The organism is Sphingorhabdus sp. SMR4y, from assembly GCF_002218195.1.
Taxonomy (GTDB): domain Bacteria; phylum Pseudomonadota; class Alphaproteobacteria; order Sphingomonadales; family Sphingomonadaceae; genus Parasphingorhabdus.
This window is the reverse complement of sequence record NZ_CP022336.1, coordinates 677,790-702,164: the sequence shown is the minus strand read 5'-3', so window position 1 is coordinate 702,164 and position 24,375 is coordinate 677,790. Positions and strand designations below refer to the sequence as shown.

The following is a 24,375-nucleotide window of genomic DNA, read 5'->3' as shown; positions in this document are numbered from 1 at the left end:
GCAACCAGTCAGCGGGTCACAATTGCAGATGGAGAAACTGGTTGAAGTCGGTCGGCGCATAATCGCCGAACGGCTCGCCGTTTGCGAACCCCCGCTTCCGGTAGAGGCTCAGCGCGGCCTCAAATTCCGCGCCCGAGCCAGTCTCCAGGCTTAGCCGCCGGTAGCCGCGTGCCTGTGCCGCAGCAATAATATGGTCGAGCAGCGCCAGACCGACACCCCTGCGCAAATAGCGGGGATCGGTGCGCATCGACTTGATCTCGCCGGTAGACGGCGAAAGCTGTTTGAGCGCACCGATGCCGCAGAGGTCATCGCCATGCCAGGCCGTCCAGACCGAGACATCGGCAGAACGCAGTCCGGAAAGGTCCAGCGCATAAACGCTTTCGGGAGGCGAGTTTTGCTGCATCCCGGCCAGATGGGCAGCCAGCAGGTCCTGAACCGGCTGGCCGCTCAGATCATCGAGCCGGATTTCCAACCTAGTCGCCGGTCAATATGCGATCCACGAGCTGCTTCACCGTCGGCACAAAGCCATTGGAGTAGAAGGGATCGGTGCCGAAATTATATGCGCCATGGCCGGCGAACATCAGATGTTCCTCGACCGGTGCGCCATGGACGATTTCCTGCAGGCTTTTCTGGATGCAGAAGCTGCGCGGATCGGCAAGCCGTCCGGTGCTGAAATTGTCATGATCCTTCCAGGCCGAGAAACCGCAATGAGACAGGCACCCCATGCAGTCGGCCTGGTCCTTGCGGATCATTTTCGATTCTTCGGGCGTGGCAAAGATCAATGTATTGTCCGGTGTCTTCATCGCCATGGTAAAGCCGAGACCGTCCCATTCGCGCGCGCGCAGCAGGTCGTTGCGGGTAACCCAGAAATTCTTGCCCTTGACGCCAACGTCCAGCTGGTGGGTATGCTCACCGGCTTTCTCGGTCGAATAGGGTATCTGCCGTTCCGAGCGCGCTTCCAGGCTGCGCAGGAATTCGTTGCGCACCGCGGAACTGTAGAAACCGGTCGGCGAGAATTTGTGCAGAAGGATATCGCCTTCCTTGATCTTGGTCAGCTCGCTCTTCCAGCTCTCCGGAATCGGGCTTTCCTTGGTAAGCAAGGGCCGGGTGCCGAACTGGAACGCGATCTGGCCGAGCTCTTCGCTGTCGATCCAGTCCTGCCAGTCGCGAAGATGCCAGACACCGCCTGCCATGATGATCGGCACGCTGTCTGCTATGCCCTCGGCCCGCATCGTCTCGCGCAGCGCCTTGACCCGTGGATAGGGATCTTCCGGCTTGCGTGGATCTTCGGCGTTGGACAGGCCGTTGTGACCACCCGCCAGCCAGGGATCCTCGTAAACCACCGCAGCCATCAGGTCCGGGACCTTCTTGTAGGCCCGCTTCCACAGCGCGCGAAAAGCACGGGCGGAGCTGATGATCGGCAGATAATTGACGCCATATTGCTGGGCGATCTCGGACAGCTTGTAGGGCATGCCGGCGCCGCAGGTCACCCCTGCGACCATACCCTTGGTCTGTTCGAGCACACCTTCCAGCACCTGTTGCGCGCCGCCCATTTCCCACAGGACGTTGATATTGATCGCGCCCCTGCCCTCGGAAATTTCATAGGCCTGCTTGACCTGCGTTACCGCACCGTCGATCGCATAGTCGATCAGTTCCTGGTGCCGCTCCTCGCGCTTCCGGCCGTGATAGATTTGCGGGATGACATTGCCATTTTCGTCATAGCTGTCTGCATTGACGGCGGACACCGTGCCGATGCCGCCGGCAGCCGCCCAGGCTCCCGAACTGGCGTGATTGGTGGCTGCGACGCCTTTTCCACCCTCGATCAACGGCCATACTTCCTGACCGTTATACTGGATGGGTTTTAAGCCCTTGAACAATGAAATCTCCTATTTTCCCCAAGTGACGATATAGACACCGTCAGATAAAAATGCTCGAAAAAACTCTGCTGTTATCAACCTTATTCTACCGCGCCGAAATCCGCGCGTCCCAGCGCCTGGCCGTAAAGCAGGGCATAGCGGGCCAACATCTTGCTCTCATTATATTCCGCCTGCGCCTTCAGCCGGTTCTGCATCCCGAGGTCTTCGCGCAGCTGCTGGTGCTGCACCAGAGTCGTCAGCGATTCGACAAATTTGCCGTCGTCACCGAGCGGTTTGATAAAGCCCTGGTTGGCCTGTGATACCATCGCCTTTATGTCTCCGACGTCGGTCGCTGCAACCGGCAGGCCGGCAGCCATCGCCTCGATCAGCGAGATCGGAAACTGTTCGCTGTCGGATGACAGCGCAAAAATATCGAACAGCCCGATATAGCGGGCCGGCTCGGAAAGAAATCCGGGTATCAGCAAACGGTCACCCAGGCCGACATGCTGTGCCTCGGCCAATATCCTGTCCTTTTCCGGCCCCTCGCCAACGATGACCAAACGGACATTGTCGCCTGCAGCGGCACAGGCCCGCACCAGCCGAGGCAGATTCTTGATCGCCCGCAGTCCGGCAACAGTACCGACGACGACTTCACCCTGACGTTTGGTGAAGCCGGGCAAGGCTCCGCGTTGCGGCTTTTTCTCAAACTTTTTGACGTCGATGCCATTGGGAATCCGGTGAATTCTCTGTTCCGGCTGTTTCCAGACATCTTTGGCGATGCGGACCAGATTCTCCGACGGCACGACCAGCGCCCGCGCAGCCCCGAGGGCGAATTTCCGAAACAGATTCCGTTTCCAGTCGAGCTTTTTCTGCTCATCTTCGTTGAAGCCGTCCTCATGATGGATCAGCGGCGGCAAGCCGTCGATCCGGGAAAATAACGTGCGCGCCATCACGCCGTCCATCGAGCCCCAATTATAGGACAAAATCAGGTCGAACTGGCGAAAATATGTGACGAACTCGCGATAGCGTTTCAGCGAAGGTTTTCCGGCAAGCGACGGCGCGTCGGCCGGAAAGCTGACCTTGATCGCCGGATCAATCGCATCGCGCGCGGACAGGCTTTCGGGCTGCGCCGACAGAATGACATGTTCGGCAGCGCTGCCGAATTGATTCATCAACCGGACGGCGCGCGCTTCCTTGCCGCCCAGATTGAAGGTGCTGTGCAGATGCAATATCTTGGCTGGTTTCATGCGGTGTTGCTGCTCGGCTGTCTGGAATTGGTCAGTCGACGCGGTGGAGCAATTGATTGATCGCGTCAAGCGAGGCCGGCTCCTCGAGCGTTGGACAATGGCCTACGCGCGGTATCGTGACGAGATCGGCCTGCTTTAGCTTGCCCAGCATTTTGCGGGCGACCGTCTCGCTGAACAGATCGGACAATTCCCCGCGCAAAATGAGGGTCGGAATATCCTCCATATGCTCCAGCGCATTCCACAGGGCGCCGCTGCCGCCGCCCTTGCCGTCAAAGGGCTCCGCAATCTTCATGTCATAGTCCAGCTTGATTCGGCCGGAGCTGTTCATCCGGTACACTTTCTTGGCAAAGGCGATCCAGTCTTTCAGCGTGAAATCGGGGAAGATATCACTGCTGTTCTCCGCCATGTCTCGGCCGGCATGGGCCCAGGTATCAAAGCTTCTCCCCTGCCCGACATGGTCGGCAATCCGGTCGAGCCCTTTCTGGTCGAGTTCGGGGCCAATATCATTCAACAGCGCGCCGGCGACCCGCGCCGGATATAATCTCGCCATGAGCATCGTGATGATGCCCCCCAGCGAAGTGCCGAAAAATATCGCTTTGGGAATGTCCAATTCATCCATCAGCATGATGATATCAGAGACATATTGTTTCGGATTATAAGTGCTGCTGTCCTTGGCATATTCGCTCAGACCACGACCGCGCAGATCGACCATGATGATCCGGCGCCCGCCATGAAAAGCCGCTCCGAGATGTTCGAAGTCGCGCGCATTGCGGGTCAGTCCCGGGATACAGATAACCGGAGTCCTGCCGCTGTCCGAGGGATAGTCGCGGGCATGCAATTTCAGCCCGTCATCGGATCCCCAGTAGATATCCTGATAGGAGTTTTCTTCGCTCATCCTGTCCTTTGTCCCGTCTTGCCACTTGCTGCGCAACCGATTAGCCGCCACTGTGGGCAAATGCCATATAAACCGCAAGCAGAACCCGGCAGGACCGACTATCAGGCCGATGTCCAGATCACCCGACTGGGAGAAAAGATCGGCGATCCGGTGGCTGCCGCCGAATTCCCCGACCATATATTGCGGTTCAGAAATGACCGATGGGACAAGAGCGTGGGGCTGGACAGGCTGGATGAGCAGCAGTGGATCGCCCATTTCGGCAAGTTCCAGCCACTGCCGGACAATCTCGATCCGCCGCTCGCGCTGCGCTATCATGGCCACCAGTTCCGCCACTACAATCCCGATATCGGCGATGGCCGGGGCTTTCTGTTCGCACAATTGCGCGATCATGAAGCCAGGCTGATGGATCTCGGCACCAAGGGCTCGGGCACGACACCGTGGAGCCGGACCGGCGACGGCCGGCTGACGCTGAAAGGCGCGGTGCGCGAAATTCTTGCCACCGAAATGCTCGAGGCACTAGGTGTCAACACGTCTAAGACATTTTCGGTGGTGGAAACCGGTGAAAAGCTGATGCGCGGCGATGAGCCTTCGCCCACCCGTTCGGCGGTGATGACCCGGCTGAGCCACAGCCATATCCGGATTGGCGCGTTCCAGCGCATTGCCTATGAACAAAATGAACCATTGATGCGGCAGTTGGTCGATTATTGTCTGGAAAATTATTATGGCGGATCCCGGACCGCCGACCCGGCAACGGAATTGTTCGCCCGAACCACCGGGGAAGTCGCAAGACTCACCGCTGCCTATATGACTGCCGGTTTCGTCCACGGCGTGCTCAACACCGATAATATCAATATCACCGGCGAAAGCTTTGACTATGGCCCGTGGCGCTTCACTCCCTTTTGGGAGCCGGGTTTTACCGCCGCCTATTTCGACCATGAAGGTCTCTATTGTTTCGGGCGGCAACCCGAAGCGCTGCACTGGAATCTGGCGCAATTCGCCAGTGCGCTGCGGCTGATCGCGGATAGCGATCCGCTGGTGGCGACGCTGGAAAGCTTCCCGAAAGCCTATGGCACCGCTTTCACCGAGCATTTCTGCTGGCGGCTGGGCGTCATGTCCGAGGGCTTCGAGCCAGACCGGGATCTCGTGGTAGCGGCTGAGAAGGGTCTGGCGCAAAAAACGGTCCAGATCGACCGGTTCTTCTTTGACTGGGGCAAATGCGAAAATCTTGTCCGGCCGGATGACGATTCTCCGGAATTCTCCGAGTTTCGCGCCCTGATCGCCGATCGCACGCGCATACGCCAGCCGGTCAGCGACTATTGGCGGAATGCTGCGCCCTGTTCGATGCATATCGAGGAGGTTGAATCGATCTGGGACGCAATCGCAAGCGATGACAACTGGTCGCCGCTGTCGAAAAAGGTCAATGATATCCGCGAGATGGGCGCTGCTTTGCGCACAGGCTGACATATCTGACGAAACCACCACATGTTCGGGAAAAATTCATCACCGCGACGCTAAGCCATTATGTCCTATGGTTTATCACCGGAGAGGACCATATATGAAGCATCGAGCAACCCAAGCGTAGAACATAGAGGCCAATTTGAGCGACCTGATATCGATCGAACCAGCAACCGGAGCAACTCTCTGGACCGGCACCAGCGGGGACGCCGATGCTGCAGTGGCCAGCGCGCGCGCAGCATGGCCCGGCTGGGCCGCGACTGCGCTGGTCAAAAGAATCGAGGCTGTACGACGCTACGCCAATCGGATCCGCACCGGCAGCGACGAACTGGCAGAGCTGGTCTCTCGCGAAACCGGCAAACCGTTGTGGGAAGCGCGGACCGAGGTCGAATCCGTCGTCAACAAGGTCGATATTTCGGTCCGCGCTTTTGCCGACCGCACCCCGCAGCGCCAGTTACCGAGCCAGCCCGATATGCGTGCTGCCCTCCGGCACAAGCCGCATGGCGTTCTCGCCGTGCTCGGTCCCTATAACTTTCCGGCCCATCTGCCGAACGGTCATATCGTTCCGGCGCTGATTGCCGGCAATACAATTGTCTTCAAGCCGTCGGAGAAGACCCCCGCGGTTGGGCAGTATCTGATGGACGCATTCGAAAAGGCGGGCATGCCCGCCGGTGTCGTCAACATATTGCATGGCGGACCTGACACCGGCAAGCAACTGACCGCCAATGACGGGCTCGACGGCGTCCTGTTCACCGGCTCGGCCCACACCGGGATCGCGCTCAACCGCCAGTTTGCCTCCCGTCCGGACAAAATATTGGCACTGGAAATGGGTGGCAATAATCCGATCATCGCCTGGGACACGAGCGACGTCCATAGCGCCGCAGTCCTGATCGTCCAGTCGGCCTTTCTGAGCGCCGGTCAACGCTGCTCGGCGGCCAGCCGGTTGATCGTCAAGGACGCCATTTACGACCGGATCATCAAGGAGGTGAAGCGGATCACCGATCGGCTGATCATCGACCAGCCTTTTGCCTCGCCCGCTCCGTTCATGGGACCGGTGATTGACAATGAAACCGCAGACGGTCTGACCGAAAGCTTTCTTGCCCTGATGAGCCATGGTGGCAAGCCGATCAAGCATATGGCCAGGCCCGTCGCGGATCTTCCGTTTCTGACGCCGGGCATTATCGACGTGACGGAACTAGAGGAACGGCCGGACATCGAATTGTTCGGCCCGATCCTGCAGGTCGTTCGGGTTGCCGACTTTGAAGAAGCCATCGCCGAGGCGAATAACACCCGCTATGGCCTGTCCGCCGCGCTCGTCGGCGGCACCGCGCAACATTATGACCAGTTCTGGTCGAGCAGCCGCGCCGGCATCGTCAACTGGAACAAGATGACCGTCGGTGCATCGTCCGAAGCGCCCTTTGGCGGGATCGGCCTGTCCGGCAATCACCGGCCCAGTGCCTATTATGCCGCCGATTATTGCGCCTATCCGGTTGTATCAATGGAAGCAGAGCAAGCCAGAGCCAGAATCGGTATCGGCCTGAAGGACGATAATCACGGCGAGGAGGAATGATCGTCTGCCGCCCCATAGCTGAGCTTAGGTGGCCCCAAAAACTTCTGTTTTGAACATATTGCGCGATGCGCGCATATCGGATTCATGGAAAAGAAAAGAAGCAAGACGGCTGCTGCAGGCAAGGTCTATCTGGTTGGTGCCGGCCCGGGTGACCCGGATCTCCTGACCCTGAAGGCGGCAAGGCTGCTGGAACGCGCCGATGTGATCGTTCACGACGGGCTGGTCAGCCGCGATATTCTGGATCTGGCATCGCGGACTGCACGATATATCTCGGTTGCGAAGAAACGCTCGCTGCATAGCGTCGCGCAGGACCAGATTAACAATATTCTGATCGAAGAAGCAGGCAAAGGCCATCTTGTCGTGCGGCTCAAGGGCGGCGATCCATTCATTTTCGGACGCGGCGGCGAAGAGGCCGATGATTGCATCGCTGCCGGTGTTGCCGTGGAAGTCGTTCCCGGCATCAGCGCCGCGCTCGGCTGCGCTGCCCAGGCACGCATGCCCCTCACTCATCGAGACGCCTCCAGCGCGGTCAGCTTCGTTGCGGGCCAGTGCAAGGGTCTGTCAGACCAGAACTGGTCCGGACTGGCCGGCAAGGGCCGCACTTTGGTCATCTATATGGGCGTTGCCAATGCGGAAGCGATCGTCGAGAAACTGATCGCCGACGGCGCGGCTCCCGACCTGCCGGTGGCGGTGCTGGAAAATGGCACACGTTCCGATTTCCGCGCGCTTCGCACACTTTTGACCGACCTTGGCGACATGGTTCGCCGGGAAGCTGTCAAAAGTCCGGCGCTGCTCGTGGTCGGCGAAGTCGCCCGCTACGGCGATGCCGACGATAAATTTCGAGAATTTGCAACAATGGCGGGAGTGGTCGCATGAAAATCTTGACCGGAAATGATCTCAAAACCGGTGACGTTATCTGGTGGACCGGCCTCGACTGGTCCCGCTTTGTCAAGGATGCCGCCGATGTCGGCGATCAGGGTGAAGCGATTCTGCAGCGCGAGGAAGCCGCGCGCCGGGTGAACTCGCCCTATATTATCGAAGCCGAACAGACCGATGACGGCCCCCGCCCGGGCCATATCAAGGACCGCGTCCGCGCACTCGGACCGACGGTTCGTCCCGACCTGACATTAAAACCGGCCGATCCCGATGCCGGCCAATGGGTGATCTGACATGTATCAATATGACCAATATGACCAGAAAATGGTCGACACGCGGGTTGAGGAATTCCGCGATCAGGTGAAGCGCCGCCTCGCTGGTGATCTGACCGAGGACCAGTTCAAGCCGCTCCGGCTGATGAACGGTCTCTATCTGCAGCTTCACGCCTATATGCTGCGGGTTGCGGTACCCTATGGCACGCTCAGCAGCAAGCAGATGCGCATGCTCGGCCATATCGCGCGCAAATATGACCGCGACTACGGCCATTTCACCACCCGCCAGAATATCCAGTATAACTGGATCAAGCTGGAAGACGCGCCGGACATTCTCGCCGACCTCGCGTCGGTGGAAATGCACGCGATCCAGACCAGTGGCAATTGCATCCGCAACATCTCGTCGGACCAGTTCGCCGGCGCGACCGCAGACGAAATCGCCGATCCCCGCCCATGGGCAGAAATCCTGCGGCAATGGTCAAGCTTCCACCCGGAATTTTCCTATCTCCCCAGGAAATTCAAGTTCGCCGTGATCGCCAGCGACACTGATCGCGCAGCAATGCGCCTGCACGATATCGGCATCCAGCTGGTACATAATGAAGCGGGCGAACTGGGCGCGAAATTCTTCGTCGGCGGCGGCATGGGCCGGACCCCGATGGTGGCGCTGGAAATCCGCGATTTCGTCCCCGCGGACGAACTGATCAGCTATGCCGAAGCCTGCCTGCGCGTGTACAACCGCTACGGCCGGCGCGACAATAAATACAAGGCGCGGATCAAGATCCTCGTCCACGAACTCGGCGCGGAAGAATATACCCGTCAGGTCGAGGAAGAATTCGCCCATATGAAACAGCTGGGCCTCAATCCTCCGGTCGAGGAACTGGCGCGGATCAGTGAATTTTTCCAGGACCCGCCCTTTGACCAGCAGGCGAGCGATGATCTCGACCTGTCCGATCCGGATTTCGCTGTCTGGGTCGACCAGAATATCTCCGCGCACAAGCAGCCCGGCTATGCGATTGCAACGATCAGCCTGAAACCACGCGGCGGTATCCCGGGTGACGCATCGTCCGCCCAGATCGACCTGATGGCGGATCTGGCCGAGCAATATAGTTTCGACGAACTGCGCGTGACCCACAGCCAGAATATCGTGCTGCCCCATGTCAGGAAGAGCGATCTCTACGCGATCTGGCAGAAGCTGGACGAAGCCGGCCTGGCGCCCGCCAATCTCGACCTGATCACCGACAGCATTGCCTGCCCCGGTCTCGACTATTGCAGCCTCGCCAACGCCCGCTCCATTCCTCTCGCGCAGAAGATCAGCGAACGTTTCGCGGACCTTGGCCGTCAGCGGGAACTGGGCGAACTGAAGCTGAAAATTTCCGGCTGCATCAACGCCTGCGGCCACCATCATGCTGGCCATATCGGCATCCTGGGTGTCGACCGGAAGGGTACGGAAAACTACCAGCTGCTGCTCGGCGGTTCGGGCGCGGAAGACGCCAGTCTGGCGAAGATTACCGGCCCCGGTTTCACCGAAGACGGTGTGATCGACGCCATCGAAACAGTGACCGATCTCTATCTCGAAGCGCGCGAGGAGGGAGAACGTTTTATCGACACCTACCGCCGCGTCGGCATGGCTCGGTTCAAGGAGGCTATCTATGGTTGAAGCAATCCGTTTACGAGATGACGAAGTCCATGAAGAACCGGCGGTTTCGCTTGAGTCCTTTCTGGACCAGTCCAATGCCACTGCGGTTCGTATAGAGGCGGGCGAGGACGCGCGCCTGTTGCTGCCCTATCTCGACCGCCTGTCGCTGGTCGAGATTGATTTTCCGGCCTTTGGCGACGGCCGCGGCTATTCGGCGGCACAGATATTGCGCGAATCCGGCTATACCGGCGAATTGCGGGCCAGCGGCGATGTCCTTCTCGACCAGGTCAGCCACATGCGCCGCTGCGGTTTCGACGCTTTCGCACCGGATTCCCCGATCAATCCCGAACTGATGGAAGAAGCGATCAAGCGCTACGACCATGTCTATCAGGCAACGTCCGATCAACGCACCCCGATCTGGAGGCTCCGGCATGGCTGAAGCAGCACGCAAAGTCGACACCATCGATGTCCGCCCGGATTTCGTTCAGGCAGATGCAGATGCTCTCAACAAGCGTTTTGAAGGCGTCGACACCACCACTATGCTCAAATCACTGTTTGACGAGCGGCAGCTTGGCGAAGTCGCCGTGGTTTCCTCTTTCGGTACCGAAAGCGCGGTCCTGCTGCATCTTGTTGCGGCAGTCGACCCGACTATTCCCGTAACCTTCGTCGATACGCTCAAAATGTTTCCCGAAACGCTGGAATATCGCGATACGCTGATCAAGCTTCTGGGTATCAAGAACGCCAATGTCGTCTCGCCGGAAGCAGCAGTTCTCGCGGAGAAGGACGAGAACGGTCTGCGCTGGTCCTATGACCCGGACGGCTGCTGCGAGATTCGCAAGGTCGAGCCGCTGGCGCGCGCCAAGGCCGGTCTCAACAGCTGGATTTCCGGTCGCAAGGCGTTTCAGTCGGTGACCCGCAACAATATTCCGCGGTTCGAAATTGACGACGGCCGACTGAAGATCAATCCGCTCGGCGACTGGATCAAGGACGATCTGGAAGCCTATTTCGAAAAGCATGATCTGCCGCGTCACCCGCTGGAGGCGGAAGGCTATCTGTCCGTCGGTTGCGCGCCCTGCACGTCCAAGGTGCTGCCGGGCGAAGATCCCCGCGCCGGGCGCTGGCGTGGATGGGACAAGTCCGAATGCGGTATTCACGAAGATGTGTCTCCGCTGCCCGATAATGGCAAGGACGGTGTCAACGACCCGATCTTCTAGTCAACTGGTCGGCCCCGGGCCTCCCCGTTGTCCCTAATAGTCGTCGGGACTCTCGCTGTAGGCCAGATCACCGAATTTCGTGAATTCGCTGATGAAGCTCAACTGGATATTGCCGGTCGAACCCTGACGGTTTTTTGCGACGATGACCGTTGCCTTGCCCTCCGCCTGGACATGGTCGCGCTCCCAGTCCTCATATTTCTTGATCTGCTCGGGTGTGGAATTGGCGTCGGGCACATCCGGCTTCACGGCCATGTGATAATATTCCTCACGGAAGATGAACATCACGATATCGGCGTCCTGCTCGATCGAACCGGATTCGCGCAGATCGGAAAGTTGCGGACGCTTGTCCTCGCGGCTTTCCACCTGACGACTCAGCTGCGACAGGGCCATCACCGGCACTTGCAATTCCTTGGCCAGCGTCTTCAGACCACGGCTGATTTCGGAAATTTCGTTGACCCGATTGTCACTGGCCCGACCGGAGCCCTGCAGCAGTTGCAGATAATCGACCACGATCATGCCGATACCCTGACGCCGCTGCAACCGGCGTGCCCGGGTTCGCAGCGCGGCGATCGTCAGACCCGGTGTGTCATCGATGAACAGCGGCAGATCCTGCAATTCGCGTGAGGCCATGGCGAGGCGGTGCATCTCTTCCCGGCTGATCGAGCCCATGCGCAGTTTTTCCGAGCTGATCTCGGCCTGCTCGGACAGAATTCTGGTGGCAAGCTGGTCAGCCGACATTTCCAGACTGAAAAAAGCGGTCTTGGCTCCCAGTGAATCTTCCGGCGCGATCCCGTCGGCCATGTCCCGCATATAACGGTTGGCCGCGTTAAACGCGATATTGGTGGCGAGCGAGGTCTTGCCCATGCCGGGACGCCCGGCCAGAATGAGCAGATCGCTTCGGTGCAGACCGCCCATCTTGGCGTTGACATCGCTGAGTCCGGTGGTGATCCCCGATACCTTGCCGCCGCTGTTGAACGCCCGTTCGACATTGCTCAGCGCTTCGGTCGAAGCTTGCAGAAACGAACGGACGCCGCCTTCCTGCGCTTCGCCTTCGGATACGCGATACAGGGCGGTTTCCGCTTCCTCGATCTGCTCCTTGGGATCGACGGTCTCGCTGGTATCCAGCGCGCTTTCAACCAGGCTTCGCCCAACGCTGACCAGTTCGCGCAGCAGCGCCAGATCGTAGATCTGGTTGGCAAAATCTCGAGCGCCGATCAGGCCGGCACCATCGCCGGTCAATTTGGCGAGATAGGACGGACCACCCAGCGCCTTCATCGCTTCGTCCGACTCGAAATAGGGCTTCAGGGTAACCGGCGTGACCACCATATTCTTGTCGAGCAGTTTCAGCGCCTGTTCGTAAATCCGTCCGTGCAACGGTTCGTAGAAATGCTCGGGACGGAGCCGGGTCTGCACATCTTCGGCCACCCGGTTATCGATCAGCAGCGCGCCAAGAAAGGTTGCCTCTGCCTCGACATTGCGCGGCAGGCGCTGTTCTTCCTGATCATCATTTTCGAAACGCATCAATTCGGCCATGGCTCCTCATCCACCCTGAATCGATTCTCGGCAAGGGGCAGGAGAGAAAAATATCGGCACAGTGCCGGGGACTATTCTGTGGAAATATCCGGCTTGTCGTGCTGCGCGGCAAAAACCCTTGTCCTTGGACCTGCGCTGCGGCAACAGGGCACCATGTCCGATCCGCGCATCATCTCAGTCGAACTCGACGAAGCCACAATCCTGTGGCGCAATGCTGATATCGAGCAGGAACGACGCATTGCGATCTTCGATCTGATCGAGGACAATTATTTCAAGCCGCTGAAACAGCATGATGACGGCTATGCGGGACCCTATCAATTGCAACTGAGCGTCCAGGAAGGGCGGCTGGTGATATCCATCGGTCGCGAAAATGGCGAACCGCTGGAGACTTTGATTCTGGCGCTTGGTCGGTTCCGGCGCCCGATCCGCGACTATTTCGCCATTTGCGACAGCTATTACCAGGCAATCCGCAAGGCCAGCGCTGCCGAAATCGAAACCATCGACATGGCCCGGCGCGGGGTTCATGATCAGGGCGCGGAATTGCTGGTTGAACGTCTCGAAGGCAAGATCGACGTCGATTTCAAGACCGCCCGGCGGCTGTTCACATTGATCTGCGTTTTGCATATCAAGAATTGACGGATTCTTCCGCTGCGTATCAGGGAACCAGAGTGGCCAGTAGAGACATGAGAAAAAATTTGATCAGCCTTGCCGCGATCTGCGCGGCGTTGCTGGTCATTGCCTTCATCCTTCGCAATATTGCGGTCGGCTGGGCGCCGCCCCGTGACCAATATCCGGTGCAGGGCATCTCGGTCGACGAAAGCCATGGCACGATCATCTGGCATGTCGCCGGTGCGACCGGGGTCGATTTTGCCTATATCCAGGCGACCGACGGCGCGGATAGACGGGATGCGAACTTTTCCGCCAATGTCGAAGGCGCGCGGGAAGCCGGTATCCGTTACGGCGCGCTCCACAATTATTCGCTCTGTCGCCTTGCAACCGATCAGGCGACCAGCTTTGTGACCACGGTACCGCGCGGCGACAATATGTTGCCACCCGCGATTCGTCTGGCTTTCGACAATGGTTGCGGTGACCGTCCCGGCCGGGCCCTGGTGCTCAGCGAGCTCAACACATTTCTCAACCAGATCGAGTCCCATAGCGAGAAACCGGCCATCATCGCGGTGTCACGCGAGTTCGAGGAAATGTACAATATCAGCAGCGGGATCGACCGGACATTCTGGCTCGAAGCAAATTTTTTCCCGCCCGATTACGCTACCAAACCCTGGGTGATGTGGCGCGCCTCAGACATGCGCCGGATCAGCGGGGTTGACGGCCCGATTAACTGGAACGTAGTGCGTCCATGATCATCAACAGGAATCCGATATGAGCATTTTATCCGACCGCTGGATCCGAAACGAAGCCAAACATTCCGGCATGATCGAGCCATTTGTCGAGGCCCAGAAACGCGAAGGTTGCATCAGCTACGGCCTGTCATCCTATGGTTATGATGCAAGGGTATCGGACGAGTTCAAGATTTTCACCAATGTGAACAACGCCGTCGTTGATCCGAAAGATTTTACCGAGAACAGCTTCGTCGACCGCAAGACCGACTGTTGCATCATTCCGCCAAACAGCTTTGCCCTCGCCCGGACGGTCGAATATTTCCGCATTCCGCGCGATGTGCTGGTCATCTGTCTCGGCAAATCGACCTATGCACGCTGCGGGATCATCGTGAATGTGACGCCGCTCGAACCGGAATGGGAGGGCCATGTAACCCTGGAATTTTCCAACACCAGCCCCCTGCCCGCCAAAATCTATGCGAACGAGGGCGCCTGCCAGTTCCTGTTCCTCAAGGGCAACGAGCCTTGCGAGACCAGCTATGCCGACCGGTCGGGAAAATATATGGGGCAAAAGGGTGTGACTCTGGCGAAGCTCTAGGCCATAGCGGGGGCAATTAATTCGACAATTAATCAATCTGCAGGAGAGACAGTCATGTCGGTAGCAAAAGAATTTGATGTCATCATCTATGGTTCCACCGGCTACACCGGCCGTCTTGTCGCCGAATATATGGCGCAGCAATATGGCACCGGCAAAGACGCTCCGAAATGGGCGATGGCCGGCCGCAGTCTGGAAAAGCTGGAAGAAGTGCGTGACCTTATCGGCGCACCCAAAGACACTCCGCTGGTCGTTGCCGACTCCGATGATGCCGATTCGATCGACATGATGGCGAGCCGCACCAAGGTGGTGCTGACCACTGTCGGCCCCTACCAGCTCTACGGCGACGAACTGGTCGCCGCCTGTGTCAGAAACGGCACCCATTATGTCGACCTGTGTGGCGAACCGGGCTGGATGCGCACGATGATCGACCAGCATCAGGAAGCGGCGGAGAAATCCGGCGCGCAAATCTGTTTTTCCTGCGGTTTTGACTCGATCCCGTTCGATCTCGGCGTGCTGATGCTGCAGAAAGAAATGAACAAGCGTTTCGGCAAGCCGGCGACCCGCGTCAAAGGCCGTGTGCGCGCGATGGAAGGCACTTTTTCCGGCGGCACCGCCGCCAGCCTGAAGGAAACGATGAAGGCGCTCGCGAAAAACCCCGGTCTCGTCAAGATTCTGGCGAGCAGTTTCGGCCTGACGCCCGGCTTCAAGGGCGCCGATCAACCGAATATGACGCTGCCGAAATATGACAAGAGCATCGACAGCTGGGTTGCCCCATTTGTCATGGCGGCGATCAACACGAAGAATGTCCATCGGACCAACTTTCTGCTCGACTTCCCCTTTGGCGAAGATTTCAAATATGACGAAATGGTCGTCACCAGCCCCGGAGAAATGGGCCAAAAAGCCGCGGAAATGCTCGCAAAGGTCAATCCTCTCGACGCGGAAGACGGACCGAAGCCAGGGGAAGGCCCGACCAAGGAACAGCGCGAGAACGGCTATTATGATCTGCTGTTCCTGGGCGAGACGGCAGACGGAGAAACCGCATCCTTGTGCGTCAAGGGCGACAAGGACCCGGGCTATGGCTCGACATCCAAGATGATCGCGGAATCCGCGCTCTGCCTCGCTCAGGACAAGATCACCAAGGGCGGCGGCGTCTGGACCCCGGGCGCCTTGATGGGCAAGCCGCTGGTCAAGCGTCTCGAAGCAAACGCCGGTCTCAGTTTCGTCGTCGAAAGCTGACCGGCGACACCATCGGCTTCGGGCATCCATGTCGGCGTGTTGCCGGTTACGGAATTTTATTATCTCGCCCTTGAAACCCGGTTTCTCAGGACAAATTTATTAGCATCATGCTGAACCGTCTTCTTCGCAGAAAAAAGGCCTCCAGGCCGATCGACCACGCGACCATTCCGGATGGACGGCGGGTCTATGCCATTGGCGACGTTCATGGCCGCAACGACTTGTTGCTGCAGCTTTTGGACCAGATCATCAAGGATGACAGCGAGCGGGACAATGCCGAAAGCGAGATCATCTTTCTCGGCGATCTGGTCGATCGCGGACCGGACAGCGCCGGCGTGCTCGACACGGCAATGCGGATCAAGGAAGAATTGGGCAATGTCCGCTTTCTGATGGGCAATCACGAGGAAGTCTATCTGTCTGCCGTTACCGGCGAAGAAAAGGCGGTCCGCTTCTTCAACCGGATCGGCGGGCGCGAGACTATCCTCAGCTATGACATCAGCATGAAAGAATATATCGAACTGGACATGGCGCAACTGGCAGCGCGCATCCCCGAGCTTTTCCCCCGCCATCATATCGACTTTATCGCGGGTTTCGAGGATCAAGTCATCATCGGCGACTATGCTTTCGTCCACGCCGGAATCCGCCCCGGCCTGCCGATTTCGGAGCAGCGCCAGAAAGACCTGCGCTGGATCCGCGAGGATTTCCTGTCGGCGCAGGAAGACCATGAGAAGGTCATTGTCTACGGCCACACCATATCCGACGAGGTGGTCGAGGCCGGCAACCGCATCGGCATCGATACCGGCGCCTATTATTCCGGCAAGCTGACGGCCCTGGCCCTGCAGGGCTCGGAGCGCTGGTATCTCGACACGGGCTCATAGAAAAACGGCGGAACCATAAGGCCCGCCGTTTGTGGTCTGTCTTGCAGACGTTCTGGAAATCGTGACCCCTTTGCGTCAGGCAACCTGCGCGGTAGGCCCATGTTCCTCGTCCATGTCCCGCAGGACATAGCCCCTGCCCCATACGGTTTCGATGTAATTTTCACCGCCGCAAGCGAGCGACAGCTTTTTGCGCAGCTTGCAAATGAACACGTCGATAATCTTCAGTTCCGGTTCGTCCATCCCGCCATAGAGATGGTTGAGGAACATTTCCTTGGTCAGCGTCGTCCCTTTTCGAAGCGAGAGCAGCTCGAGCATGGCATATTCCTTGCCGGTCAGATGCACGCGATTACCGTCGACTTCGACCGTCTTGGCATCGAGATTGACCGCCAGCTTGCCGGTGCGGATTACGCTCTGCGAATGGCCTTTCGAGCGGCGGACAACCGCATGGATACGGGCGACCAGTTCATCACGATGGAATGGCTTGGTCACATAGTCATCGGCGCCGAAGCCGAAGCTGCGGACCTTGCTGTCCATTTCGCTGATGCCGGACAGAATGAGAACCGGCGTCTGCACTTTCGCGACACGCAGCTTCTTGAGCACATCATAACCATGCATGTCGGGCAGGTTCAGGTCGAGCAATATGATGTCATAATCATAGAGCTTGCCGAGATCGAGACCTTCTTCGCCCAGATCCGTTGTATATACGTTGAAACCCTCGGTTGTCAGCATCAGCTCAATCGCTTTTGCGGTCGTTGGTTCATCTTCAATCAGCAGCACGCGCATCAGGCAGCCCCTTTTTCTTAATTACTCACTCCGGATCGATCATCATGCCGACCCGATGGATCATTTATTAACCATAAGATGAATGAACGTAAAAGGTTAATTTTTCCCTAAGGCAGGATTCAGCACGAGTCGCACGATGTCAAATGACTCTGTAACCCGCAGAAATGAGTCGTTTCAGGACTCTCGACCAAGTCCAAAAAAAAATTAACTTTTTGCCATTTTGCAGGCAAATTTATCAAGATTTTTGCCAAATCCGTTCCGAACTTGTCACAAATATGCTTAAAAATGATGCTGTTCTGAAGGTTCGGGACAGCCGTGCGGATCAGGGTCTGTCGCCCGGCGATTTATGGCGCTAGTAATCCGACATGGTTGATATTCCCGAAAACGCGATCACCGAAACCTTTCTGGCCGCCAGCGGTCCCGGCGGACAGAATGTCAACAAGGTGGCGACCGCAGTCCAGATGCGGGTCAATATCTACGCGCTCGGGCTCGCTCCCTATGCTTTCCGAAAACTGAAGACCCTCGCCGGTCGCAAGATGACGAGCAGCGGTGAGCTGGTGCTGACCGTGCGCGAATATCGCACCCGTGAAGCCAATCGGGCAGAAGCACGACGGCGCGTGGCGGAAATGATCGAACAGGCCCATCAGCGCGATGCGCGGCGGATCAAGACCCGCCCGAGCCGCGCGGCCAAGGCACGGCGAGTGGAATCCAAGAAGAAGAAATCTTCGGTAAAGAAGACACGCGGCAAGCCGTCGCTCGACTGAGCCGCCGGATCGGACAGCGTCGCTCCGGCAAAACACTCGGCCATCTGTCGACAGGCTGGTATGCGATACAGGAAAGGGTTAAGGGATCGCGAACCAAGGCTCAGCCCCGAAAGGCAAACCAGATATGCTGGATATTTCCATCAACCCGGATCAACCCGCAACGGAAATCTATACCGAACTGACATCCTTCGCCAGTGCGCTGGTCGATGGCGAGCCGGATGCCATCGCCAATATGGCCAATATCTCCGCCTTGATCTGGCAATATATACCTGACCTGAACTGGGCCGGATTCTACCGCGTCCAGGGTAGTGAACTGGTACTCGGACCGTTTCAGGGCAAGACCGCCTGCAACAGGATCGCCATCGGCTCCGGCGTGTGCGGTACGGCTGTGGCGACCGGCCAGGTCCAGCGGGTCGCCGATGTCCATGCCTTTCCCGGTCACATCGCCTGTGATGCAGAAAGCCGAAGCGAACTGGTTGTTCCGGTTGTCAAGGACGGCGCCGTAATCGCCGTGCTCGATCTCGACAGTCCCCGGCCCGATCGTTTCACGCAAGAGGACGAGGACGGAATGGTCGGGCTGATCGGGGCAATTGCCAATAATCTTGGTTAAATTCCGGGTAACCAACATGCCCCATTTCGAGACAAACCCGTAAATCTACCCTATTTTACAACCCGCTAATGGTCAAAGCCCCCGAAAAGTGGTAAATATTAATTAACCAAATTTCGCTCGGACACGCCTCATGCATGTCTGAAACTAGGGAGTTGTTAACCATGAAGACCCTCTTATTTAGCGGCCTAACCGGTGTTTTGCTGGTGGCGCCAGGATCGGCCGAAGCAGCTGTCGACTCGGTCTCCGAGATGACCACACCCGCTGTCATCGATCTGTCCTTCGCTTCGCCAGAAGCGCTGGCCGGGACGGTAGCCGGGACCAAATCCATGAAACGGATGGGCAGCAGTCGCCAGATGGGAAATATGGGCAAGATGCGCCATATGAAACATATGCGGGGCAACCGCCATGCTAGCAGCTATGTGCGCCGCGGCCGGATGGGCTATGATCGCAACTATCGCAAGCCGCATCGCGGGTTCCGTCTGCCGAGAACCTATGTCCAGCCTAGCTATTTTATCGGAAACTTCGGCTATTATGGCCTCAGCCAGCCCAATTACGGCTATGGCTGGTCGCGCTACTATGACGATGCTGTGCTGACCGACCGCTACGGCGTCGTTCAGGACGCGCGCTATAATGTCGATTGGGACCGCTATAATCAGGGCTATCACGACGGCTATCGTGACGGTTATGCCGCCTATGATCCCGGCGTACTCACCGGCGATGACCGGGTGGTTGCGACCCCCCGCGCGTACAAGCATGGCGACCAGTCAACCTATCAGGGCGACTGGCAGGGCTCTTATCGCGAGGACGGCAGCTATCAGGGCGAATGGCAAGGCACTTATCGCGACGCCGACGGCCATATCTATCAGGGTGAATATTCCGGCACGTTCATCGGCGACGGCAACATGGCCCCGCACTGGAGTTCGGACGACGAAACCCGTTCCGGTCAGCATGCCTATTATCCGGCAGATCGCGGCTATGACGACCAGCGGGCGGAAGAACTGGCCTATCTGGAACGTTGCAAGAAAAGCAGCGGCATTGGCGGGGCGCTGGTTGGCGGCGCGATTGGCGCTCTGGCCGGCAATCGCATTGCAGGGAGCGGCAACCGGCTGGCCGGCTCGCTGATCGGCGGTGGCGTCGGCGCTGTTGCCGGTGCGGCTATCGATCAGGGGACCGATCGCTGCCGCAAGCTGCTCAAGCAATATGGCTATGACCAGCAGGCAAGCCGACATCAGGACTATCGTCGCGATCATCCGCCCGTCCAGCATCATGCTCGGCAACCCCATGCGACCTATCCGAGCGGCTGGAACGGATATTACAGCCCGGGCTATTATTATCCGCAGGCCCAACAACCGATGATCACGACGATCGTCGTTCAGTCCACACCGGTGACGACGACAACGACAACGACCTATATCGAGGAAGAAGTCGTCTATTCGAAACCGAAGCACAAGAAGCGCTGGAAGCCGGCGGCAAAGAAAGTCTGGAAACCGGCGCCGAAGGCTGTGCCGCTTAAGGGCTGCCAGCAGGCGCGTTGCATGTACGACTGAACCGTCAGCCAGTCATTGAAAAGCCTGCCAACCTCATGCGGTTGGCAGGCTTTTTTATGCGCTCTATCTATCGCAGGATCAGTTGGGACATTGTGACCGGAGCAATGCGGCGGGATCAAACCGCTGCCATCCATCAGGGCCGAGCTTCTCGAGCGGCCGGAAACGGACTTTATACTCCATCTGCGGTGAGCCATCGACCCAATAGCCAAGATAGACATAGGGCAGCCCGGCAGACTTGGCGCGCAGGATATGATCCATGATGATATAATTGCCGAGACCGCTGCGCTCTCCATGGTCCGCGTCAAAGAAACTGTAGATCATGGACAACCCATCACCCTGCTGGTCAGTAAGACAGGCGCCGACCAGCCGTCCCTTGCTGCCATCGTCCGTCGGCTCGCGATATTCTATTACAAAGCTTTTGACTGGCGATTGCTCGACCATGTCGGAATAATCCATCTCGTCCATTTCCGCCATGCCACCGCCCGGGTGGCGTTTTGCGAGATATTTCTGGAGCAGCTGGAATTGCTCGTCGGTGGCCCAGGGTTCGCACGCCTCCACGACCAGATCGCTATTCCGCCGGATCAGCTTCCTTTGCGTGGCGCTGGGACGGAATTCATCGGTCAGCACCCGCACCGAAACGCAGGCTTTGCAATCCAGACAACTTGGCCGATAGGCAACATTCTGGCTGCGGCGGAATCCGATCCGCCCAAGCGCGTCATTCAGCTCTTCGGTATGAGGACCGTTCAGCTCGGTAAACACCTTGCGTTCGCTTTTTCCGGGCAGATAGGGGCATGGGCTTGGGTTTGTCACAAAGAATCGCGGAAAGCGAACGGGTGCAGTCACAAAGCCAGCCTTTTGTTACATTCTTGAGAATCGACAGGGACAATATGCATCGCGACAATCAAAATGAAAAGGCGATTTACCACAAACGTTCACAATAGTCAGGATTGGATGGATCCAATAAAAACGGGGCGAAAATCGCCCCGTTTTCAAATCAGTTTTATCTGCGCAGCGGGTTCAGGGGCTCGTCGGTTCATCATCATCATCGGCGATGATGATGATTCCCGCAATAACCGCTGCCGCTGCCAGCAGAGCAATCAGAATGCCGTTTTCGCCTTCCAGATTGTCAAGCGTAGCGAGCTTGGCGTCAGCACGCTGAACAGTCGAGTCGACTCTGCCGGTCGATTGGGCTGCAACCGGGGAGGCAGCCAGAGTGAAGACTGCGAGGCTCGCAGCCAGAGAACCGAATTTCATAAAATGCTCCAATCAGGTCTTATCAAAAAATTAAAAGTCGAAAAATGAACTAACCAGCGCCCTGTTGAATTACGAAGACTTCCCTCGATACTTCGGCCTTCGTACGCGACTATTTATCCTAGTTGGCGATTCGCCGCAACCATCTCGCAAAATTGATTGATCCCGGCGAACAATTTGTCGCCAATGACTCAAATGCGATTATTTTCGAACAAATACGGGCTTGCCGGCGATCCAGGTCTGCAGAACCTGCATTTGCCGGATCTGCGCCGGAGTTGCCAGCATGACATCCTGGTCGACGATCAGGAAATCCGCTCTTTTCCCCGGTTCCAGCGTTCCCAGACGGTCTTCGGAAAACGCGGCATAGGCCGCGCCGGATGTATAGGCTTGCCAGGCCTGCGCACGGCTTAGCCGCTCGGCCGGCATCCAGCCACCGAACGGCTGACCGTCGGCATCCTCCCGGGTCAGCGCCGCCGCCAGTCCGGCGAAGGGGTTCGGCGATTCCACCGGAACATCGGTGCCAAAGGCCAGGCGGGCGCCTGAATCCGCCAGTGATTTCCAGGCATAGGCGCCGTGCAAACGGTCGGGCCCGAGGCGGGCTTCCGCCATCAGCCGGTCGGAGGTCTGGTGCACGGGCTGCATCGAGGCAATCGTGCCGGTTGCGGCAAACCGGCTGAGATCGGCCGGATCGATAATCTGTGCATGTTCCACCCGCCAGCGACGATCCCCCTTGTAGGTGATCTGCAGCTCTTCGACAGCCGACAGGATTTCGTCATTGGCCTTGTCGCCGATCGCATGAACCGCGGTCTGGAAACCGTCCATGGCGGCACGGCTCATCTTGTTCTTCAGTTGCGCCGATCCGAGCATCGCCAGTCCGCTTTCGCCCGGCTTGTCCGCATAAGGCTGTTTCAGCAGAGCGCCACGCGAGCCCAGCGCCCCGTCGAGATATAATTTGACGCCTGCCAGTTTAAGACGGTCCTCATAGAGCCAGGGCGACGGCGACGGCCCGGCGATAGCGATCATATTGTCGATGTCGGCGGCATAGGAAATAATCCGGATCTTAAGCTGCCCCTTGTCTCCCGCCCGGCGAAAGCTCTGCCAATCCTGCATGGTGGTGCCCATATCGGCGATCGCGGTTACCCCGTTGGCCAGCAACATGTCCTGCGCCTTGGCGAGCGCCAGATCGCGCTCGACCGGGCGCGGCGCCGGAATGGCTGCCTCGAACAGCTTCATCGCCGCATCGACAAAAATGCCCGTCGGCTTGCCACCCGCCTTTTCAATCGTGCCGCCACGGGGAGATCTGGATGCACTGGAAATACCAGCAGCCTTCATCGCTGTGCCATTGACCCAGGCCGCGTGGCCGTCAACGCGGGAGAGATAGACAGGACGATCGGGGATCACTGCATCCAGTTCTGCCGCGTTGGGAAAGCGGCCGAGCCCCCAGGTTTCCTGATTCCAGCCCGTGCCGATAATCCACGGCTTGCCCGGATTGTCGGCGGCATATCGTTCTATTCTGGCGAGCGCATCGGCGAGCGTCTCGCTGCCCGACAAATCCAGGGTGAGAGCGCTGAATCCCGTGTCCATGACATGGCCGTGAGCGTCAAAAAAACCCGGTATCAGCGTGCGGCCCTTGCCGTCGAACTGGAAATCGACGTCGCGCGGCCGCTTGTCGTTCCGGTCGAGCAACTGCTTCACCCTGCCCGCATCGTCGACCAGCATCGCGACGAAGCGGATCACCCTGCCCTCGCTGTCGAGAGTCATGCCATTGACATTCTCGATCAGGCTGTCGGCTTGCGCGACAGCGGGAAACAGCATGACGCTCGCTGCAATCGCGCTGCATATCCCGCCAAATTTCTTCAGTCTGCCGCCCATGTCATCGATCCTCTTATTTTCTTTTCGGAAGGCGGGAGATCAGGCTGCTGGTATCATTGCGTCCGCCGCCTGCGGCCTGCACCTCTGCATAGAATTGATCGACCAGCGCGGCGACCGGAATAGTCGCGCCGTTGGTCCGGGCCTCTTCCATGGCCAGCCCCAGATCCTTGCGCATCCAGTCAACGGCAAAACCAAAATCGAACTTGTCTTCGGCCATCGTCGCCCAGCGATTGTCCATCTGCCAGCTCTGCGCCGCGCCGCCGGAAATTGCCTCATACACCTTGTCCAGATCGAGCCGGCTGGCTTGGGCAAATCGCAGCGCTTCGGACAGCCCTTCCAGGACCCCGGCGATCGCGATCTGGTTGCACATTTTCGTCGTCTGTCCGGCGCCAGTGCGGCCGACGTGGACGATCCGCCCGGCATAGGCGGTCATGATCAGTTCGGCTGCGGCAAAGGCTTCTGCGCTGCCGCCGCACATGATTGATAGAGTCCCGTTTTCCGCGCCGGCCTGTCCGCCGGAGACCGGCGCGTCGACGACATGGATACCGCGTCCTTCGGCCTCTACCGACAATTGCCGGGCAATGCGCGCCGAAACGGTGGTATGATCGATGAACAGGGCAGCAGAAGCCATGGTCGAAAAGGCACCGTCGCGGCCCATGGTGACCGAGGCAAGATCATCGTCATTGCCGACACAGCTAATCACGATCTGCTTGTCGCGTGCTGCCTCGGCGGGGTTTTCCGCGATCTCACCGCCATGTTCGGCAACCCATGTTTCGGCCTTGGCCCTGGTCCGGTTATAGACAGTAAGCTCATGTCCCGCTGCAGCCAGATGCCCGGCCATGGGGCCACCCATCACACCGATCCCGATAAATGCAATTTTTGCCATAATATCCCCTAAGCTGTTGCACGGCCATAATCATTGTTTCCCTCGATGACCAGATGCGTTAG

Annotated in this window: 25 protein-coding genes; 15 read left to right on the top strand and 10 right to left on the bottom strand. The window is 58.3% G+C overall.

Annotation, left to right across the window (positions count from 1 at the left end; translation table 11 throughout):
• Positions 1 to 16 precede the first annotated feature (16 nt).
• The 4 genes from SPHFLASMR4Y_RS03300 to SPHFLASMR4Y_RS03285 all read right to left on the bottom strand — a co-directional run bounded on the left by SPHFLASMR4Y_RS03300 (position 17) and on the right by SPHFLASMR4Y_RS03285 (position 3,998).
• On the bottom strand, positions 17 to 472 hold the full coding sequence (locus SPHFLASMR4Y_RS03300; RefSeq protein WP_260807051.1) for a GNAT family N-acetyltransferase: 456 nt from the start codon (positions 470 to 472) through the stop codon (positions 17 to 19).
• A 1-nt stretch (position 473) separates the two neighbouring features.
• Positions 474 to 1,877, bottom strand: a complete 1,404-nt coding sequence (locus SPHFLASMR4Y_RS03295; RefSeq protein WP_089132292.1) for an NAD(P)H-dependent flavin oxidoreductase — start codon at positions 1,875 to 1,877, stop codon at positions 474 to 476.
• A gap of 80 nt (positions 1,878 to 1,957) precedes the next feature.
• A complete protein-coding gene (locus tag SPHFLASMR4Y_RS03290; protein ID WP_089132291.1) occupies positions 1,958 to 3,103 on the bottom strand; it encodes a glycosyltransferase family 4 protein in 1,146 nt (381 codons plus the stop codon).
• A gap of 31 nt (positions 3,104 to 3,134) precedes the next feature.
• Complete coding sequence (locus tag SPHFLASMR4Y_RS03285) at positions 3,135 to 3,998, bottom strand: alpha/beta fold hydrolase (RefSeq protein ID WP_089132290.1); 864 nt, start codon at positions 3,996 to 3,998, stop codon at positions 3,135 to 3,137.
• Positions 3,999 to 4,058: 60 nt separating this feature from the next.
• Between SPHFLASMR4Y_RS03285 and SPHFLASMR4Y_RS03280 the strand changes: the two genes are divergently transcribed.
• From SPHFLASMR4Y_RS03280 to SPHFLASMR4Y_RS03250, 7 genes are all read left to right on the top strand, one after another.
• Positions 4,059 to 5,459 (top strand): protein adenylyltransferase SelO family protein, encoded by a 1,401-nt coding sequence (locus SPHFLASMR4Y_RS03280; RefSeq protein WP_089132289.1) that lies wholly within the window; start codon positions 4,059 to 4,061, stop codon positions 5,457 to 5,459.
• Between the two features lie 136 nt (positions 5,460 to 5,595).
• Positions 5,596 to 7,023 carry a succinylglutamate-semialdehyde dehydrogenase gene (astD, locus tag SPHFLASMR4Y_RS03275; protein WP_089132288.1) on the top strand — a complete coding sequence of 476 codons (1,428 nt, stop codon included), beginning with the start codon at positions 5,596 to 5,598 and terminating at the stop codon, positions 7,021 to 7,023.
• A gap of 84 nt (positions 7,024 to 7,107) precedes the next feature.
• Complete coding sequence (gene cobA, locus SPHFLASMR4Y_RS03270; protein ID WP_089132287.1) at positions 7,108 to 7,899, top strand: uroporphyrinogen-III C-methyltransferase; 792 nt, start codon at positions 7,108 to 7,110, stop codon at positions 7,897 to 7,899.
• Positions 7,896 to 8,192 (top strand): DUF2849 domain-containing protein, encoded by a 297-nt coding sequence (locus SPHFLASMR4Y_RS03265; RefSeq protein ID WP_089132286.1) that lies wholly within the window; start codon positions 7,896 to 7,898, stop codon positions 8,190 to 8,192. The genes cobA and SPHFLASMR4Y_RS03265 overlap by 4 nt, the downstream gene beginning before the upstream one ends.
• A 1-nt stretch (position 8,193) precedes the next feature.
• Complete coding sequence (locus SPHFLASMR4Y_RS03260) at positions 8,194 to 9,828, top strand: nitrite/sulfite reductase (RefSeq protein WP_089132285.1); 1,635 nt, start codon at positions 8,194 to 8,196, stop codon at positions 9,826 to 9,828.
• A complete protein-coding gene (locus SPHFLASMR4Y_RS03255; RefSeq protein ID WP_089132284.1) occupies positions 9,821 to 10,246 on the top strand; it encodes a DUF934 domain-containing protein in 426 nt (141 codons plus the stop codon). The genes SPHFLASMR4Y_RS03260 and SPHFLASMR4Y_RS03255 overlap by 8 nt, the downstream gene beginning before the upstream one ends.
• Positions 10,239 to 11,021: a phosphoadenylyl-sulfate reductase gene (locus SPHFLASMR4Y_RS03250; RefSeq protein ID WP_089132283.1), complete on the top strand. Its 783-nt coding sequence runs from the start codon at positions 10,239 to 10,241 to the stop codon at positions 11,019 to 11,021. Before SPHFLASMR4Y_RS03255 ends, SPHFLASMR4Y_RS03250 begins: the two co-directional genes overlap by 8 nt.
• 33 nt (positions 11,022 to 11,054) lie before the next feature.
• Here SPHFLASMR4Y_RS03250 and SPHFLASMR4Y_RS03245 read toward each other — a convergent pair whose 3' ends face one another.
• Positions 11,055 to 12,554, bottom strand: coding sequence for a replicative DNA helicase (locus SPHFLASMR4Y_RS03245; protein WP_089132282.1), 1,500 nt, complete (start codon positions 12,552 to 12,554; stop codon positions 11,055 to 11,057).
• 153 nt (positions 12,555 to 12,707) lie between these two features.
• On the opposite strand from SPHFLASMR4Y_RS03245, the gene SPHFLASMR4Y_RS03240 reads away from it, so the two are divergent.
• From SPHFLASMR4Y_RS03240 to SPHFLASMR4Y_RS03220, 5 genes are all read left to right on the top strand, one after another.
• Entirely contained in the window at positions 12,708 to 13,190 is a 483-nt protein-coding gene (locus tag SPHFLASMR4Y_RS03240) for a UPF0262 family protein (RefSeq protein WP_089134646.1), read from the top strand.
• Positions 13,191 to 13,237: 47 nt separating this feature from the next.
• The gene (locus SPHFLASMR4Y_RS03235; RefSeq protein WP_089132281.1) at positions 13,238 to 13,915 is read left to right on the top strand and encodes a glycoside hydrolase family 25 protein; all 678 of its coding nucleotides are present in this window, start codon (positions 13,238 to 13,240) and stop codon (positions 13,913 to 13,915) included.
• A 19-nt stretch (positions 13,916 to 13,934) separates the two neighbouring features.
• Positions 13,935 to 14,489, top strand: coding sequence for a dCTP deaminase (dcd, locus tag SPHFLASMR4Y_RS03230; protein ID WP_089132280.1), 555 nt, complete (start codon positions 13,935 to 13,937; stop codon positions 14,487 to 14,489).
• A gap of 54 nt (positions 14,490 to 14,543) precedes the next feature.
• Positions 14,544 to 15,725: a saccharopine dehydrogenase family protein gene (locus SPHFLASMR4Y_RS03225; RefSeq protein WP_089132279.1), complete on the top strand. Its 1,182-nt coding sequence runs from the start codon at positions 14,544 to 14,546 to the stop codon at positions 15,723 to 15,725.
• 107 nt (positions 15,726 to 15,832) lie between these two features.
• Positions 15,833 to 16,600 carry a metallophosphoesterase family protein gene (locus SPHFLASMR4Y_RS03220; RefSeq protein WP_089132278.1) on the top strand — a complete coding sequence of 256 codons (768 nt, stop codon included), beginning with the start codon at positions 15,833 to 15,835 and terminating at the stop codon, positions 16,598 to 16,600.
• 75 nt (positions 16,601 to 16,675) lie between these two features.
• On the opposite strand, the gene ctrA is transcribed toward SPHFLASMR4Y_RS03220, so the two are convergent.
• Positions 16,676 to 17,383 carry a response regulator transcription factor CtrA gene (gene ctrA, locus SPHFLASMR4Y_RS03215; RefSeq protein WP_089132277.1) on the bottom strand — a complete coding sequence of 236 codons (708 nt, stop codon included), beginning with the start codon at positions 17,381 to 17,383 and terminating at the stop codon, positions 16,676 to 16,678.
• Positions 17,384 to 17,748: 365 nt separating this feature from the next.
• Between ctrA and arfB the strand changes: the two genes are divergently transcribed.
• The 3 genes from arfB (at position 17,749) to SPHFLASMR4Y_RS17315 (ending at position 20,304) form a co-directional block, all read left to right on the top strand.
• The gene (gene arfB / locus SPHFLASMR4Y_RS03210) at positions 17,749 to 18,147 is read left to right on the top strand and encodes an alternative ribosome rescue aminoacyl-tRNA hydrolase ArfB (RefSeq protein ID WP_089132276.1); all 399 of its coding nucleotides are present in this window, start codon (positions 17,749 to 17,751) and stop codon (positions 18,145 to 18,147) included.
• A 124-nt stretch (positions 18,148 to 18,271) separates the two neighbouring features.
• On the top strand, positions 18,272 to 18,757 hold the full coding sequence (locus SPHFLASMR4Y_RS03205) for a GAF domain-containing protein (protein WP_089132275.1): 486 nt from the start codon (positions 18,272 to 18,274) through the stop codon (positions 18,755 to 18,757).
• A 161-nt stretch (positions 18,758 to 18,918) separates the two neighbouring features.
• On the top strand, positions 18,919 to 20,304 hold the full coding sequence (locus SPHFLASMR4Y_RS17315; protein WP_260807050.1) for an RcnB family protein: 1,386 nt from the start codon (positions 18,919 to 18,921) through the stop codon (positions 20,302 to 20,304).
• A 78-nt stretch (positions 20,305 to 20,382) separates the two neighbouring features.
• Here the strand turns inward: SPHFLASMR4Y_RS17315 and SPHFLASMR4Y_RS03195 are convergent, their stop codons facing one another.
• From SPHFLASMR4Y_RS03195 to SPHFLASMR4Y_RS03180, 4 genes are all read right to left on the bottom strand, one after another.
• Positions 20,383 to 21,147 carry an arginyltransferase gene (locus tag SPHFLASMR4Y_RS03195; RefSeq protein WP_089132274.1) on the bottom strand — a complete coding sequence of 255 codons (765 nt, stop codon included), beginning with the start codon at positions 21,145 to 21,147 and terminating at the stop codon, positions 20,383 to 20,385.
• A 174-nt stretch (positions 21,148 to 21,321) separates the two neighbouring features.
• Positions 21,322 to 21,558 carry a hypothetical protein gene (locus SPHFLASMR4Y_RS03190; RefSeq protein ID WP_089132273.1) on the bottom strand — a complete coding sequence of 79 codons (237 nt, stop codon included), beginning with the start codon at positions 21,556 to 21,558 and terminating at the stop codon, positions 21,322 to 21,324.
• A gap of 198 nt (positions 21,559 to 21,756) precedes the next feature.
• Positions 21,757 to 23,427: an amidohydrolase gene (locus SPHFLASMR4Y_RS03185; RefSeq protein ID WP_186266034.1), complete on the bottom strand. Its 1,671-nt coding sequence runs from the start codon at positions 23,425 to 23,427 to the stop codon at positions 21,757 to 21,759.
• A gap of 13 nt (positions 23,428 to 23,440) precedes the next feature.
• Positions 23,441 to 24,313 (bottom strand): NAD(P)-dependent oxidoreductase, encoded by an 873-nt coding sequence (locus SPHFLASMR4Y_RS03180; RefSeq protein WP_089132272.1) that lies wholly within the window; start codon positions 24,311 to 24,313, stop codon positions 23,441 to 23,443.
• Positions 24,314 to 24,375 lie beyond the last annotated feature (62 nt).